16 protein-coding genes are annotated in these 13646 nt (G+C 65.1%); 7 read left to right on the plus strand and 9 right to left on the minus strand.

All coding sequences use genetic code 11. The annotated features are described in order from the left end of the window. Window positions 1–89 precede the first annotated feature (89 nt). Window positions 90–1109 (plus strand): ketol-acid reductoisomerase, encoded by a 1020-nt coding sequence (ilvC, locus tag OF829_RS14645; RefSeq protein WP_264940828.1) that lies wholly within the window; start codon window positions 90–92, stop codon window positions 1107–1109. 72 nt (window positions 1110–1181) lie between these two features. Here the strand turns inward: ilvC and OF829_RS14650 are convergent, their stop codons facing one another. Beyond that, on the minus strand, window positions 1182–1325 hold the full coding sequence (locus tag OF829_RS14650) for a hypothetical protein (protein ID WP_264940829.1): 144 nt from the start codon (window positions 1323–1325) through the stop codon (window positions 1182–1184). 129 nt (window positions 1326–1454) lie between these two features. Here OF829_RS14650 and OF829_RS14655 point away from each other — a divergent pair, with 129 nt between their 5' ends. Then, complete coding sequence (locus tag OF829_RS14655; RefSeq protein WP_264940830.1) at window positions 1455–2057, plus strand: TMEM175 family protein; 603 nt, start codon at window positions 1455–1457, stop codon at window positions 2055–2057. Between the two features lie 18 nt (window positions 2058–2075). Then, entirely contained in the window at window positions 2076–2750 is a 675-nt protein-coding gene (locus OF829_RS14660; RefSeq protein ID WP_264940831.1) for a phosphoribosylanthranilate isomerase, read from the plus strand. A gap of 75 nt (window positions 2751–2825) precedes the next feature. Here OF829_RS14660 and OF829_RS14665 read toward each other — a convergent pair whose 3' ends face one another. After that, a complete protein-coding gene (locus tag OF829_RS14665; RefSeq protein WP_264940832.1) occupies window positions 2826–5558 on the minus strand; it encodes a TonB-dependent receptor in 2733 nt (910 codons plus the stop codon). A gap of 231 nt (window positions 5559–5789) precedes the next feature. Between OF829_RS14665 and folE the strand changes: the two genes are divergently transcribed. From folE to OF829_RS14680, 3 genes are all read left to right on the plus strand, one after another. After that, window positions 5790–6410, plus strand: a complete 621-nt coding sequence (gene folE / locus OF829_RS14670; protein ID WP_264940833.1) for a GTP cyclohydrolase I FolE — start codon at window positions 5790–5792, stop codon at window positions 6408–6410. 115 nt (window positions 6411–6525) lie between these two features. Continuing rightward, complete coding sequence (locus OF829_RS14675; RefSeq protein ID WP_264940834.1) at window positions 6526–7290, plus strand: SDR family oxidoreductase; 765 nt, start codon at window positions 6526–6528, stop codon at window positions 7288–7290. Further along, window positions 7283–7633 carry a dihydroneopterin aldolase gene (locus tag OF829_RS14680; RefSeq protein WP_264940835.1) on the plus strand — a complete coding sequence of 117 codons (351 nt, stop codon included), beginning with the start codon at window positions 7283–7285 and terminating at the stop codon, window positions 7631–7633. Before OF829_RS14675 ends, OF829_RS14680 begins: the two co-directional genes overlap by 8 nt. Before the next feature lie 108 nt (window positions 7634–7741). Here OF829_RS14680 and OF829_RS14685 read toward each other — a convergent pair whose 3' ends face one another. The 7 genes from OF829_RS14685 to OF829_RS14715 all read right to left on the minus strand — a co-directional run bounded on the left by OF829_RS14685 (window position 7742) and on the right by OF829_RS14715 (window position 12833). Further along, entirely contained in the window at window positions 7742–8170 is a 429-nt protein-coding gene (locus OF829_RS14685) for a hypothetical protein (protein WP_264940836.1), read from the minus strand. Window positions 8171–8270: 100 nt separating this feature from the next. Next, the gene (locus OF829_RS14690) at window positions 8271–8507 is read right to left on the minus strand and encodes a helix-turn-helix domain-containing protein (protein ID WP_264940837.1); all 237 of its coding nucleotides are present in this window, start codon (window positions 8505–8507) and stop codon (window positions 8271–8273) included. 2 nt (window positions 8508–8509) lie between these two features. Next, complete coding sequence (locus tag OF829_RS14695) at window positions 8510–9007, minus strand: DUF2975 domain-containing protein (RefSeq protein ID WP_264940838.1); 498 nt, start codon at window positions 9005–9007, stop codon at window positions 8510–8512. A gap of 86 nt (window positions 9008–9093) precedes the next feature. Continuing rightward, complete coding sequence (yghU, locus tag OF829_RS14700; RefSeq protein ID WP_264940840.1) at window positions 9094–10008, minus strand: glutathione-dependent disulfide-bond oxidoreductase; 915 nt, start codon at window positions 10006–10008, stop codon at window positions 9094–9096. Window positions 10009–10070: 62 nt separating this feature from the next. Further along, on the minus strand, window positions 10071–10766 hold the full coding sequence (locus OF829_RS14705; protein ID WP_264940841.1) for a hypothetical protein: 696 nt from the start codon (window positions 10764–10766) through the stop codon (window positions 10071–10073). A gap of 44 nt (window positions 10767–10810) precedes the next feature. After that, on the minus strand, window positions 10811–12469 hold the full coding sequence (leuA, locus tag OF829_RS14710) for a 2-isopropylmalate synthase (protein WP_264940842.1): 1659 nt from the start codon (window positions 12467–12469) through the stop codon (window positions 10811–10813). 193 nt (window positions 12470–12662) lie between these two features. Further along, window positions 12663–12833 (minus strand): hypothetical protein, encoded by a 171-nt coding sequence (locus OF829_RS14715; RefSeq protein WP_264940843.1) that lies wholly within the window; start codon window positions 12831–12833, stop codon window positions 12663–12665. Window positions 12834–13144: 311 nt separating this feature from the next. Between OF829_RS14715 and OF829_RS14720 the strand changes: the two genes are divergently transcribed. Next, window positions 13145–13405 (plus strand): SWIB/MDM2 domain-containing protein, encoded by a 261-nt coding sequence (locus OF829_RS14720; RefSeq protein WP_264940844.1) that lies wholly within the window; start codon window positions 13145–13147, stop codon window positions 13403–13405. Window positions 13406–13646 lie beyond the last annotated feature (241 nt).

The raw sequence follows: 13646 nt of genomic DNA on the forward strand, positions 1-13646 counted from the left end.
CTCTCCACGGGCGACGACGTCGCTGGTTGCACGATGGATGCTGAAACAAGTTCAGCATGACGAAGTAAGAAGAAGGGAAAACGGGAAAAATGCGTGTCTATTACGATCGCGATGCCGATCTGAACCTGATTACGGCCAAGAAGATCGCCATCATCGGCTATGGCTCGCAGGGCCATGCCCATGCGCAGAATCTGCGCGACAGTGGCGTCAAGGAAGTCGCGATCGCGCTGCGCGAAGGGTCGGCGACCCGCGCCAAGGCTGAGAATGCCGGCTTCAAGACGATGACCGCGACCGAGGCCGCGGGCTGGGCCGACATCCTGATGATGGTCGCCCCCGACGAGCACCAGGCCGAGATCTACGCGACCGAGCTGCGCGATCACCTCAAGCAGGGCGCCACCCTCGCCTTCGCGCACGGCCTCAACGTCCATTTCGGGCTGATCGAGCCGCGCGCCGATCTCGACATCATCATGATCGCGCCCAAGGGCCCCGGCCACACCGTGCGCAGCGAATATGTCCGCGGCGGCGGCGTGCCCTGCCTGATCGCGGTCCACCAGGACAGCTCGGGCAACGCGCACGACATCGCGCTCGCCTATGCCTCGGGCGTCGGCGGCGGCCGCTCGGGCATCATCGAGACCAATTTCCGCGAGGAATGCGAGACCGACCTGTTCGGCGAGCAGGCGGTGCTGTGCGGCGGCATCACCCATCTGATCCAGGCGGGCTTCGAGACGCTGGTCGAGGCGGGCTATGCCCCCGAAATGGCCTATTTCGAGTGCCTCCACGAGACCAAGCTGATCGTCGATCTGCTCTATGAGGGCGGCATCGCGAACATGCGCTACTCGATCTCGAACACCGCCGAGTTCGGCGATTACGAGACCGGCCCGCGCATGATCACCGCCGAGACCAAGGCCGAGATGAAGCGCGTCCTCGACGATATCCAGCGCGGGCGTTTCGTCGCCAAGTTCATCCAGGACAACAAGGCCGGCAACCCGCAGATGAAGGCCGCGCGCAAGCTCCAGGCCGCGCATCAGATCGAGCAGGTCGGCGCCGAGCTGCGCGCGATGATGCCCTGGATCGGCGCGAACAAGCTCGTCGACAAAGACAAGAACTAAGGCCGACAGGCCTGGGGAGAGGAAGGCCGCGAGCGCTCAGCGCTCGCGGCCTTTTTCTTGGGCCTCAGCGCCTCAGCGGCACTGGCTCGCGAGCTGGGCCACCAGCGGATCGTAGTCGAGCTCGAGCGGCGCAAGGCTCGACGGCGTCAGCGCATAGCGCGGACCGATGCTGCCCGTGCGGCGGGGCCTGGGAAGCAAATGACGAAGCAGTCGCATAGGGTCTACCCTCCCGATGATGACGCCATGATATCCGCGCCGGATTTACAGGAGATTGCCGGCCGCGATTTTTTTTGACGGCTCCATAATCGCCACGCCACAAGGAGGCGGGCAATTGGGGATAATACGATGAGCGAAGGTGCGGAGGGCCGCGAGGGCGCCAAGCGGGTGGAGGCGTTTTCCGACGGCGTGATCGCGATCATCGTCACGATCATGGTGCTCGAGATGCACGCGCCCGAGGAGGCCGGCTGGGAGCCCCTGTTCGCGCTCTGGCCGGTCTTGACCGCCTATGCGCTCAGCTATGCCTATGTCGCGATCTACTGGGTCAACCATCACCGCATGTTCCACCACGCCACGCACGTGACCAACGCCCTGCTCTGGTCGAACATCGCCCTGCTCTTCGCGCTGTCGCTGGTGCCCTTCGCGACCGCCTATCTGGGCGAGCATCATTTCAGCCGCGAGGCGACCCTGCTCTACATGGGCACGATGATGCTCCCTTCCTTCGCCTATCTCTGGCTCCAGACCGTCATCCGCCGCACCGGCGCCCAGGATGAAGCGGCGCAGGACTATCACCGCCGATCGATGCGCAAGGGCTTCGTGGCGAGCGTCATCTATGCCGCGGGCATCCCGCTCAGCTTCGTCTCGCCGGGCCTGGGCCTCACCTGCGCCGCACTGGTCGCGATCCTGTGGTTCCTGCCCAAGAGCCCGCTCGACAATCTGTTCGGGAGCTGAGGAAGGAAGGGGCATCCGGTGAGAACACGGGTCAAGATCTGCTGCATCGCCTCGGTCGAGGAGGCGCGCATGGCGATCGGCGCGGGCGCCGACGCGCTGGGGTTCGTCGCCACCAGGCCGCCCTCGCACGGCACGATCCCGGACGCCAGCATCGCCGAGATCGTCGCGGCCGTGCCGCCCCCCGTCGCGACCTTCCTGCTCACCTCGGAGCAATCGGCCAGGACGATCTCCGCGCATGTCCGGCAAACGCGGCCGTCGGTGGTCCAGATCCTGCGCCACATCGACCCGGCCGAATCGGCGCGATTGGCCGAACTGGAGCCACAGGTTCGCCGGGTGCAGGTTATCCATGTCGAGGGTCCCGAGGCCCTCGACCTGATCCCGCGCTATTCGCCGCACATACACGCGTTCCTGCTCGACTCCGGCAAGCCCAACGCGGCGACGCCGGTGTTCGGCGGCACCGGTCAGTCGCATGATTGGGCGGTGAGCGCCGCGTTCGTCGCGGCAAGCCGATTGCCGGTGTTCCTGGCCGGCGGCCTTTCCGCCGCCAATGCCGCCGAGGCGATCCGCCGGGTTCGGCCGTTCGGGCTGGACCTGTGTTCGGGCGTTCGCACCGAAGGCCGCCTGGACCCCGAAAAGCTGGCGGCATTCATCTCCGCCGTCAGGCAAGCGGACCAGGAGGCCCGAACCGCCTGAAGCGGACTCCCGTCAGCAAGAAGGGGCCGGAACCTCGCGGTCCCGGCCCCCTCTCAGGTCCGATAGGCGGCGGGCTTAGAAGCCGAACCGCACCCGCGCGCCATAGAAGCGCGGATAGCCCGGATAGCCCGCATAGTTGCCGGTCTGCTCCGGCACCGCGAAGCCGGTGATGTTGTAATAGGCGTTGGTCAGGTTCTCGACATAGAATTCGCCGCGGATGTTGCCGTCGGACGACTGCAGGCCCACGCGCGCCGAGATCAGCGGATAGCCCGGATTGCGGATGATGCCGCGATCCGGGTTGAGCGGGCTGCGGCCGGCGATCTCGACCTCGCTGTTGTAGCGCATGTCGACATGAATCAGGCCGTTGATGTTGTCCGAAAGCTTCGGCGTCCAGGTCGCCGTCGCGGTCACGACATGCTGCGGCTGGTTCTGGATCTGGCGCCCCTCGAGCCCGGCAAGCGGCGTGCCGGTGAAGTTGTTCGACGAGTCGTACTTGGCGTCGAGATAGGTGTAGCCGAGCCGGACGGTGAAGTCCGAGGCTGGGCGGATGATCGATTCGAGCTCGACGCCCTTCGAGGTCGAGCGCGGGATATTCTGGACGACGAAGTTGTTGCCGCTGAACACCAGGTTCTGCAGGTCGTGATATTTCGCGTAGAACACCGCCGCGTTCAGCGTGAAGGCGCGGCCGAAGCTGGTCTTGAAGCCGACTTCGAACGAGTCGACCGTCTCGCGGCCGAACGCCAGATCCGAGCCGTGCGCGCCGGTGCCGCCGAGCAGGACCGACCGGAAAGTCGCCTGATCGAGATTGTAGCCGCCCGACTTGTAGCCGCGGTCATAGCTCGCATAACCCAGGATGCTCGGCGAGAACTTGTACGCGATCTTGGCCGTGCCGGTGATCTGGCTCTCGCTCTTGCTGTGGGTGTAGTTGCCGTTGAACTCGGTGTTCACCGCCGGGTTGCAGCTCAGCAGGAACAGATTGTTGAACAGGCCGGCCTGGCGCAGATAGAAGGCATAGGTCGCCGCCGCCGGATTGCCCGCACGCACCTGGTCGAAGAAGGCGCACGATCCGGTATTGTTGTTGATCGACGCCGTCATGTCCTTGGTTTCGTAGTTCCAACGGGCACCGAGCGTGATCGACAGGCGATCGTCGACATGGATGATGTTGTGGGTGAACAGCGCGAAGGCGTTGGTCTTGACCCCGAACACGTCGCTGTTGTTGCCCTGGCCGGCGCTGACGCCCGGCAGCGGGTTGGTCACCAGCGCGGCGAGGCCCGGAACCGGTGCCGTCGGGACACCCGGGATCACGCAGGTCGCGGCCGGCGCGGTGCCGACATTGGCGCGGAAGCAGCCGACCAGCAGGCCCAGCTGCTGGCCATAGGCCGCCTGTAGCGCCGGGATCGAGTTCGGAACCGCCGGGTTGAGCAACGCCGCGCCGAACAGCGGCACGCTCGGCCCGAGCGAGCCGTAGAACTGCAGGGGCGTGCCGAAGCCCGCGGGCGGCGGCGCGCCGAGCGCACCGGCGAACACAGTATCGACATAGCGATTGCCGTCATTGCCGAACCGCACCGTATCGGTCAGGTCCAGCTTCTCGTTGAGGTAGAAGCCGCCGACGAGCCAGTCGAGCACGCCCGCCGAACCCTGGAGGCGGATTTCCTGGGTGAAGTCGTTCAGCCCGGTCTTGTAGCCGTCGCGATAGGCGCGATCGATGCCCGAGAAGTCGATGTCCTGCGCGCGGGTCGCGCGCCACTGGCGATAGGCGGTGATCGAGGTCAGGTTGACCCCGCCCAGATCCCAGTTGATCTCGGCCGAGCCGCCATAATCCTTCACCTGCTCGCCATAGAAGCGGTTGGGCGAGACCGCCTGGACGCGGTCGTCGGGATTGAGCGAGAAGGTGATCGAGCCCGGGGTCGGCGTGGTATAGGGCACCGTCACCTGCGCGCCGGTATAGAGGCCGACCAGCCCCTGCGGCGTCGCGATCGAGTTGATCGCTCCCGCGAGCGAACCGCGCGCGATGCTCACCGCGCCGCAGCACGCCTCGTCGGTCTCCGAATAATCGCCGATGATCCGCAGCGTGAAGTCGCCGCTGTCGAGCAGCGCCTGGCCGCGGACGTTCCAGCGATCGATATTGTTGATGAAGCGCGACGAATTAGCGTCGTCGATGAAGCCGTCACGCTTGCGCACGCCCGCATCGAGGCGCAGCGCGAATTGCTCGGAGACCGGGCCGGTGATCGCGCCCTCGAGCTCCCAGGCGTTATAATTGCCGTAGCTGCCCTCGACATAGCCGCCGAGCTCGAACGCGGGCTGCGCGGTGAAGATCGACAGTGCACCCGCCGAGGTGTTGCGCCCGAACAGCGTGCCCTGCGGCCCGCGCAGGATTTCGACGCGCTCCAGTTCGGGCAGCTCGGAAAGCGCCACGCCCGCGCGCGGACGGAAGACGCCGTCGATGAACACGCCGACCGCGGGCTCGAAGCCCGGATTGTCGCCGGCGGTGCCGACGCCGCGGATCGAAAGCGACGAGCCCGTCGCGGCCGACTGGCCGGTGGTGGTCTGAAGCGAGGGGGCGAGCTGCTCGAGCCCCTTGATGTCCTGCACGCCGGCATTTTCGAGCAGCGAGTTCGGCACCGCGGTCACCGCGAGCGGCACGGTCTGCACCGTCTCGTTACGGCGGGTGGCGGTCACGACAATGTCGTTGGCCGACTGATATTCCTGGCTGTTGGTTTCGTCCTTCGGCGGAGTATCCTGGGCGAAGGCGGGCGTGGCGACGAACAGCGTAAGCGCCGAGGCAGCAAGCAGATTGAACTTTTTCATTGGGTGCACCCCTCCTGACGGACACGCGCCATTCTTACGTTGGTCGCGCGTTGCTTTTGTTACGGCAAACACTAACGCTCACGGAAAGCGGGCGTCAACGGAATTGAACGGCGGAATATCGCGGTTTTTGGCGGTTTTTCCCGAGGCGATACAGGGATGCAACACAGGCTCTGGGCAAGAATCGCGTTTGCCGTAGCGTCAATTTGAAATTGAACTGGAAAGACTGAAATCATGGCGGACCGGAACGAGACCCCCGACGATGGCGATCTGATTGCCCCGAGCCTCAAGATTCCGGTGCCCGACGACGTCGCCGACGCGATCCGCACGCTGATCCGCTGGTCGGGCGACGACCCCGGCCGCGAGGGTCTGCTCGATACGCCCCAGCGCGTCGCGCGCGCCTGGAAGGAATATTGCCAGGGCTATGCCGAGGACCCCGCGCACCATCTCGCCCGCACCTTCGAGGAGGTCGGCGGCTATGACGAGATCGTGTTGCTCAAGGAGATCCCGTTCCAGTCGCATTGCGAGCATCACATGGCGCCGATCATCGGCACCGCCTGCATCGCCTATCTCCCCCGCGACCATGTTGTCGGCATCTCCAAGCTCGCGCGCGTGCTCAATGCCTATGCACGCCGGCTGCAGGTGCAGGAGCGGCTGACCGCCGAGGTCGCCGACTGCATCTGGACCCATCTCAAGCCGCTGGGCGTCGCCGTGGTGATCCGCGCCACCCATGCCTGCATGACCGCGCGCGGTGTGCGCACCCCCGGCGTCGGCATGACCACCAGCCGCATGATGGGCGTCTTCCGCGACGACGAGCGCAGCCGCAAGGAAGTGCTCGCGCTGATGGGGCTGTGAGCTTGAACCTGCATGCCTCCCCTCTCCATTCGCTTCGAGCGAAGTCGAGAAGCCCGCGCTCAGGCCAGTGTTTCTCGACTTCGCTCGAAACGAACGGAAAGGTTGTGGGGTTCTGATGCGCGTCCTCGTCACCGGCGGCGCGAAGCGGATCGGCGCGGGGATCGCCCGGCGGCTGGCGCTGCGCGGCCATGCGGTGGCGATCCACCATCACCATGCTCCCGACGACGCCGAGGCCCTGCGCGCGGCCATCGCGGCGGCCGGCGGCACGGCCTGCGTCGTCTCGGGCGAGCTCGCCGACGCCGCCACCGCCCCCGCGCTGATCGAGGCCGCGCGCGAGGGACTGGGCGGTCCCGTCACCGGCCTCGTCAACAATGCCTCGATCTTCGCTTTCGACGCCCTTCCCCTCACCGATTTCGCGCTGCTCGACCAGCATATGCGCGTGAACCTCGGCGCCCCGGTCGCGCTCGCCTCGGCGCTGGTGAGCCAGGCGGATCTGGAGGAAGGCGCGGTCGTCAACCTGCTCGACCAGAAGGTCGCCAATCTCAATCCCGATTTCCTCAGCTACACGCTCAGCAAGTCCGCGCTCGCCGCCGCGACCGAGCTGATGGCGCGCGCGCTCGCCCCTCGCATCCGCGTCAACGCGGTCTCTCCGGGCCTCACCCTCCCCAGCCTCGACCAGACCGAGCAGGAATTCTCGGAGCATGCCCGCCAGAACCTCCTCCAGCGCCCCGTCGCGCTCGACGATGTCGCCGCTGCGGTCGAGCACCTCCTCACCGCGCGCAGTATCACCGGCCAGAACCTGTTCGTCGATTGCGGCCAACGCTTCCTGCCGCGCGACGGCGATGTGATGTTCGAGGGCCGGGAGCGCCCGCATGGCTGACTATCGCATCCTGCTCGAAGGCCTCGAGGTCGTGATGGGTCTCGGCATCCACGCCGAGGAACGCGCCGCGCGCCAGCGGGTCGTGCTGAACGTCGCGATGGATTGTAGTTACGCCGCAGTGCCCGAAGACCGGATCGACGCGGTGGTCGATTATGATTTCCTGCGAGAGGGCATCCTACGCCTCACAGGCTCACGCCATTTCGAGCTTCAGGAAACCCTGTGCGAAGCGGTCGCCGCACTCGCCTTCGCCGATCCCGCGGTGGTCCGCGTCACGGTCCGCTCGATGAAGCCCGACATCTATCCCGACGCGCGGATCGGGTGCGAGATCGTCCGCACCCGCTAGCCTCCAATTTGCCGTTCGCCCTGAGCCTGTCGAAGGGCGCCCATCGACAAACGATACGCCCATGGAAAGCTGGCCTTCGACAAGCTCAGGCCGAACGGAGGCTTTGGTTCACCGCCAGCGATCCCCCGGCGCGAGCAGATAGGTCCGGACGACATAGGGCCACGGCACCACGAGGATCACCAGCACCACCGGCAGGCAATCGCGCACGCTGCTCGCCGTCGCCGCGTCGAACCGTCCGGCGCGCCACAGGGGCAGTGCCACCGCGATCAGCCAGATCAGCTTCCACGCCGTCTCGAACAGCAGCAGCGGCAGCATCCTGACCGGATAGCGCAGCCCCAGCACCGAGAGCAGCCCGAGCGCGCCGAGCATGCACGCCACCACCGAACTCATCAGCGGCCATTCGGGACGGTGGCTGACGATCGAGGGCCACATGAAGATTCCCAGCCCCGCGGCCATCACCAGATACATGGCGCGGAGCAGATAGAGGCGCCATAGCGGAAGCTCGCCGGCGGTCGCGGCTTTGCCGGCGCCGGTCATGTCAGCGCGCCCAGCACGATGGCGGGGATGCTCTGCAGCACCTGCGTCACCACCGCCAGCGCGTGCTGCACCTCGAGCAGGGCCTGAACGAGCGCGCCGATCACGCCTCCTCTCCATCATCAGCGGCGGCCAGGTTCGGGTCGAACGCCAATATGTCTCCGGGCTGGCATTCGAGCGCGGCGCAGATAGCGTCCAGCGTCGAAAAGCGGACCGCCTTGGCCTTGCCGGTCTTGAGGATCGAGAGGTTGGCGAGCGCGATCCCGATCCGGTCGGCGAGGTCGGTGAGCGTCATGCGGCGGTCGTGGAGCACCGCATCGAGATTGACGATGATCGCCATGGTCACACCGTCCCTTCGAGATCGTCGCGCATCCGCGCACCCTGGGCGAAGACCTGGGCGAGCACGAACAGCAGCAGCACCGCGAGCAGCCCGGTGGGGGTGAAATCCCAATCGACATCGATCTGCCCCGCAGCCGACGCCGCGCCGACCGCCAGATGCAGCAGCTCGAGCCCCAGCAGCGCCCAGGCGCAGGTTCTCAGCCGCTGGGCATTGAGCGGGACGAACGGATCCCCCGCCCCCACCGTCCCGACGATCGCAAGGAGCCGGGTGAGCAGCCGGTGCATCAGCGGGATCGATGCGAGCCCGAACAGCATGATCAGACGCCCGCCCAGCAGCAGCGTGCCGGGGGCGATCCCCATCGCCTTCACGAAAAAGGGCGCGGCGACGAGGCTGAGGACGAGCAGGGTCAGAATGAACAGTCCGGCGAGGAGGTTGAGCGCGACGAGCGCGCGCAACAGCCCGTGCGAGACGGCGAGTGCGGGAGCGGCAGAACGGGACATGGGCACACCTTCGAGTCGTGGTTGATCACGACTCTCGATATGCCATGTATCGATAAACATCAAATCATTTATCGATATTCGATATATCAGATGCGCTCGCCGCCCCGCGCGATCACCTTGTCCTCGGTATTGTCCTCGAAATCGCGCGCGGCGTGGCGTTCGCGAAGCTGGGTGGCGGGATCGCCCGCGCTGCGATTGACCATCCGCCCGCGCTGCACCCCCTCGCGCCTACCGACCAGCTCGACCCAGCGGGCGACATTGGCGTATTCGTCGGTCGCGAGGAATTCGGCCGCGCCGGGATAGGCCGCGCCCTTCGCGACCGCGCCATACCAAGGCCAGATCGCCATATCCGCGATCGTGTACTCGTCGCCCGCGACGTACTCGGTCTTGCCCAATTGCGTGTCGAGCACGTGATATTGCCGCTTCACCTCCATCGCATAGCGATCGATCGCATATTCGATCTTGAACGGCGCATAGCTGAAGAAATGCCCGAAGCCGCCGCCCAGGAACGGCGCCGCGCCCATCTGCCACATCAGCCAGTTCATCGTCTCGGCGCGGGCATGGTGTTCGGTAGGCAGGAAAGCGCCGAACTTCTCGGCAAGGTAGAACAGGATCGATCCGCTCTCGAACAGCCGCGTCGGCGGACTGGTCGAATGGTCCATCATCGCCGGGATCTTCGAGTTGGGATTGATCTCGGTGAACCCGCTGCCGAACTGGTCGCCCTTGGAGATATCGATCCGCCAGGCGTCATATTCCGCGCCCGAAAAGCCCCCCGCGAGCAGTTCCTCGAGCATGATCGTCACCTTCACTCCATTGGGCGTCCCCAGCGAATAGAGCTGGAGCGGATGCTCCCCCACCGGCAGCAATTTCTCATGCGTCGCGCCCGAAATCGGCCGGTTGATGCTTGCGAACTGCCCGCCATTCTCCTTGTCCCAGGTCCACACCCTGGGGGGTACATAACCCGCAGGCTGGTTGAGCGCGGGATCGGGAGCGTCGGCCATGGGGTGTCCCCTGCTTGCATGTTGAGGGGTGTATCTAGGTGGCGGGTAATGGTTTGGAAGGGTCACAGCTTTGTAATCGGCAACGGCTCTGCCGGCGCACTTACACCAACCATCGCGGTTAGGGTTGTACCCAGCTTTGAGTTCATCACCGTCGTTGTCCGATTTATTAGGGCTCGGATTTTCCCCTCATCGGCGGCATTATGCTCTAGCATCGTAGGCGCAAGTTGGTTCAGCGATGCGCGCAACAGCATTGCCTCGCGCTCCGCAGCGTTATCCCACGTAACGTGCGCTACCATATCCCCGATGCGAGCAGGGGAACCAATCGTGATTAGGCGCGCGCGGTTTTCCATGAAAAGGTCATAAGTTCCCAGCGCGACGCGGTAATTGTCGTTGAGGTCGACCAGCTCACTCATCAGCGCTGCATCCAACCTAAAAATAGTCACCAATTCATCGCTTGTAAAATCGCTAGGAAGCGGGAGGGCAGCGAACGGACGCGCCCAAGCCCATGGTTCCAAATCCGGGTGCTCTGCTTTGCACTTATTGAAATGTGTAACGAGCGCCTTCAGTTGTTTATGCATACGAGCAAGTTTAGTTAGAACCGCCATGCCGTGCGCGGATTGAAGCTCCCGTTTCTCTATCTCTTTGGTTTTGCGCTCGTTCCGGATTGCCGCGAGTTGCGCCAGGAGCGCTATCACACCGCCAAGCACCGCGCCGACTATCGCGGACCAAAAGTTGCTGTCGAAAAATGATTGGCTCATAGGCCCTCCAAATCAGACAAGTATGCGGGGCAAATAGTGCTGCCTCACGCCCTATTCGCCGCGCTCAGCACCGCCCGGACCGAGGCCGTCGCGATATCCGCGTCGATCCCCACGCCGAACACCGTCCGCCCGTCCTCGGTCCGGCATTCGAGATAGGTCGCCGCCTGCGCGTCCGCGCCGTGCCCGATCGCATGCTCGACATAATCGACCACGTCGAGGTTCGGCCCCGTGCTCCCCGAAAGCGCCGCGATCACGCCCGAGATCAGGCCGTTGCCGCGTCCCGAGATCGAGCGCACCTCGCCGTCGATCGCGACCCGGCCGACGAACACGCGGCTCCCGGTAGCCCCGGTCTCCTCATAATCGACCAGCGCGAACCGGTCGCCTTCTCCCGGCAGATAGACGCTGTCGAACAGCGCGCTGATATCGGCGGCATTGAGCTCGCGGCTGGTTTCGTCGGCCAGCGCCTGCACATGGCGCGAGAAATCGGCCTGCATCCGCTTGGGCAGCTTCAGGCCCCGGTCCTGCTCGAGCACCCAGGCCACCCCGCCCTTGCCCGACTGCGAATTCACCCGGATCACCGCCTCGTAATCGCGCCCCAGATCCTTGGGGTCGATCGGCAGGTACGGCACGTTCCACAGCTGGTCGTTGCGCTCGGCCTGCGCCGCGAACCCCTTCTTGATCGCGTCCTGATGGCTCCCCGAAAAGGCGGTGAACACCAGATCGCCGGCATAGGGGTGGCGCGGATGGACGGGGATGTTGTTGCAATATTCGACGGTCTTGATGACCGCGTCGATGTCCGAGAAATCCAGCCCCGGATCGATGCCTTGCGTGTACATGTTCAGCGCGACGGTGACGAGATCGACATTGCCGGTCCGCTCGCCGTTTCCGAACAGGCAACCCTCGACCCGGTCCGCGCCGGCGAGCAGCCCCAGTTCGGTCGCCGCGACGCCGGTGCCGCGGTCGTTATGCGTGTGCAGGCTGATCACCACGCTGTCGCGATTGCGGATATTGCGCCCGAACCATTCGATCTGGTCGGCATAGACATTGGGCGTCGCGCACTCGACCGTCGCGGGCAGATTGAAGATGATCGGCCGCTCGGGGGTCGGGCGCAATATCTCCATCACCGCCTCGCAGACCTCGAGGCTGAAATCGAGCTCGGCGGTCGAGAAGGTTTCCGGCGAATATTCGAAGTGCCAGTCGGTATCGGGCTGCTTGGCGGCCTCGTCGCGCAGCACCTTGGCGCCGGCGACCGCGATCTCGCGGATCTCGGCGCGGCTCATCTTGAACACCACCTCGCGCCACGCCGGGCTGACGGCATTGTAGAGATGGACGATCGCCTTCCTGGCCCCGACCAGGCTCTGGAAGCTCGTCTCGATCAGATCCTGGCGCGATTGGGTCAGCACCTGCGGCATCACATCGTCGGGAATGGCCCCCGAGCGTACCAGCCCCGAGATGAAATCGAACTCGGTCGCCCCCGCCGCGGGGAAACCGACCTCGATCTCCTTGACCCCCACCCGGCACAGCAATTCGAAGAAGCGCGTCTTCTTCTCGCCATCCATCGGATCGATCAACGCCTGGTTGCCGTCGCGCATGTCGGTCGAGAGCCAGCGCGGCGGCGCGGTGATCGTCCGCGAGGGCCATTGCCGGTCGGGCAGGTCGATCGTCGGAAAGGGGCGGTATTTCAGGCTGGGGTCGCGCAGCATGTGCATTCTCTCGCTCGGCCGGCGCTTGCCGGTCAGGTCTGTCCAAATTTGAGAGATCCCTTAGGGGAGATGCGCGAAAGCGCCACGCCCCTAAGGGCGCGTAAGGAGCAGGTCGAGAGCAAGCAGCTTCGTCACGCCCCGCCCATAAGCGCAGCGCAGTTAATTTGTCCACACCGCTCCGAAAAACGCAATATTATTGCGCGTTGCCCGGCGGCACATCCTGTGGCGCGGGGGTCGCGGCCGGCGAAGGCGTCGCGACGATCGTCGCCTGGGGCGGCGGATCCGAATAGTTGGTGCCGGTGGTTGAGCCACCCCCGCCGCACCCGCTCAGCATCAGCAATCCGCCCAGCAGCAGCACCCGCATCCTGTCCTCCTCCGGAGATTTCGACCTTCTCGCGCCAGAGTTCCACGCCCAGCCGAACATCGCAAGCGACGAAGCGAGTCCGGACGGCTGGACAAGCCCCTCTCAGGGGGCCGAAATCCCCTCTGGGGGCTGTCTGAGCGAGTTATTCACAGGCAATCCGCCGAAACAGAGCCAAAAATGCCTCAGAGGGTGGTGCATCCAGCGAATAAGCGCAGTAACACGGGTCAGCGACAGCGGCGTCAGGGCGCTGCTCGAACCGGCTGCGCTACCCAAGGAATAGCCCGCCCACGGGCACGAACAGGAGAACAAAGATGGCGGAGAAGAAAGCAGCTCGCGGGGGCATCGCCAAGCCGGTCACCCCGTCGCCCGAGCTCGCGGCGATCACGGGTTCGGCCGCGCTTCCGCGCAGCGAAGTCGTCAGCAAGATCTGGGCCTATATCAAGGCCAACAACCTGCAAAACCCTGCGAACAAGCGGGAAATTCTGGCCGACGCCAAGCTGAAGCCCATCTTCGGCGTCGACAAGTGCACCATGTTCGAAATGAACAAGCTGCTCTCCAAGCACATGAAGTAAGCGTCGGGCCGGCCACGCGCCGGCCCTTCGTCCTGGGCGAGACGGGCGGGCGCCGGCGGCCCCGCCCCTCTCTGCATCTCGCCCCCGGCCGCCGCTCCGGCAGGCCCTTCCCCCTCCCCGACTCGGCCTTGGGCTTTATCTGCACCGATGCGCAGATCGCCTCCGTGCGCCCTCACTCCGGATACGGAATGTTAACCTTACCTCGCGATTAAGCATCGTGGCTCGGGTTCCCGATGGGGGG

This window comes from Sphingomonas caeni (genome assembly GCF_026013415.1).
GTDB lineage: Bacteria > Pseudomonadota > Alphaproteobacteria > Sphingomonadales > Sphingomonadaceae > Sphingomonas > Sphingomonas caeni.

What these genes read in the sequence shown, in the direction of transcription:
- OF829_RS14685 (WP_264940836.1), bottom strand. Translation starts at nt 8,170, where the DNA reads ATGACCGGCGCCGGCAAAGCCGCGACCGCCGGCGAGCTTCCGCTATGG.
- folE (WP_264940833.1), top strand. Translation starts at nt 5,790, where the DNA reads ATGGCGGACCGGAACGAGACCCCCGACGATGGCGATCTGATTGCCCCG.
- OF829_RS14715 (WP_264940843.1), bottom strand. Translation starts at nt 12,833, where the DNA reads ATGCGGGTGCTGCTGCTGGGCGGATTGCTGATGCTGAGCGGGTGCGGC.
- leuA (WP_264940842.1), bottom strand. Translation starts at nt 12,469, where the DNA reads ATGCTGCGCGACCCCAGCCTGAAATACCGCCCCTTTCCGACGATCGAC.
- OF829_RS14675 (WP_264940834.1), top strand. Translation starts at nt 6,526, where the DNA reads ATGCGCGTCCTCGTCACCGGCGGCGCGAAGCGGATCGGCGCGGGGATC.
- OF829_RS14665 (WP_264940832.1), bottom strand. Translation starts at nt 5,558, where the DNA reads ATGAAAAAGTTCAATCTGCTTGCTGCCTCGGCGCTTACGCTGTTCGTC.
- OF829_RS14705 (WP_264940841.1), bottom strand. Translation starts at nt 10,766, where the DNA reads ATGAGCCAATCATTTTTCGACAGCAACTTTTGGTCCGCGATAGTCGGC.
- OF829_RS14650 (WP_264940829.1), bottom strand. Translation starts at nt 1,325, where the DNA reads ATGCGACTGCTTCGTCATTTGCTTCCCAGGCCCCGCCGCACGGGCAGC.
- ilvC (WP_264940828.1), top strand. Translation starts at nt 90, where the DNA reads ATGCGTGTCTATTACGATCGCGATGCCGATCTGAACCTGATTACGGCC.
- yghU (WP_264940840.1), bottom strand. Translation starts at nt 10,008, where the DNA reads ATGGCCGACGCTCCCGATCCCGCGCTCAACCAGCCTGCGGGTTATGTA.
- OF829_RS14690 (WP_264940837.1), bottom strand. Translation starts at nt 8,507, where the DNA reads ATGGCGATCATCGTCAATCTCGATGCGGTGCTCCACGACCGCCGCATG.
- OF829_RS14680 (WP_264940835.1), top strand. Translation starts at nt 7,283, where the DNA reads ATGGCTGACTATCGCATCCTGCTCGAAGGCCTCGAGGTCGTGATGGGT.
- OF829_RS14655 (WP_264940830.1), top strand. Translation starts at nt 1,455, where the DNA reads ATGAGCGAAGGTGCGGAGGGCCGCGAGGGCGCCAAGCGGGTGGAGGCG.
- OF829_RS14695 (WP_264940838.1), bottom strand. Translation starts at nt 9,007, where the DNA reads ATGTCCCGTTCTGCCGCTCCCGCACTCGCCGTCTCGCACGGGCTGTTG.
- OF829_RS14720 (WP_264940844.1), top strand. Translation starts at nt 13,145, where the DNA reads ATGGCGGAGAAGAAAGCAGCTCGCGGGGGCATCGCCAAGCCGGTCACC.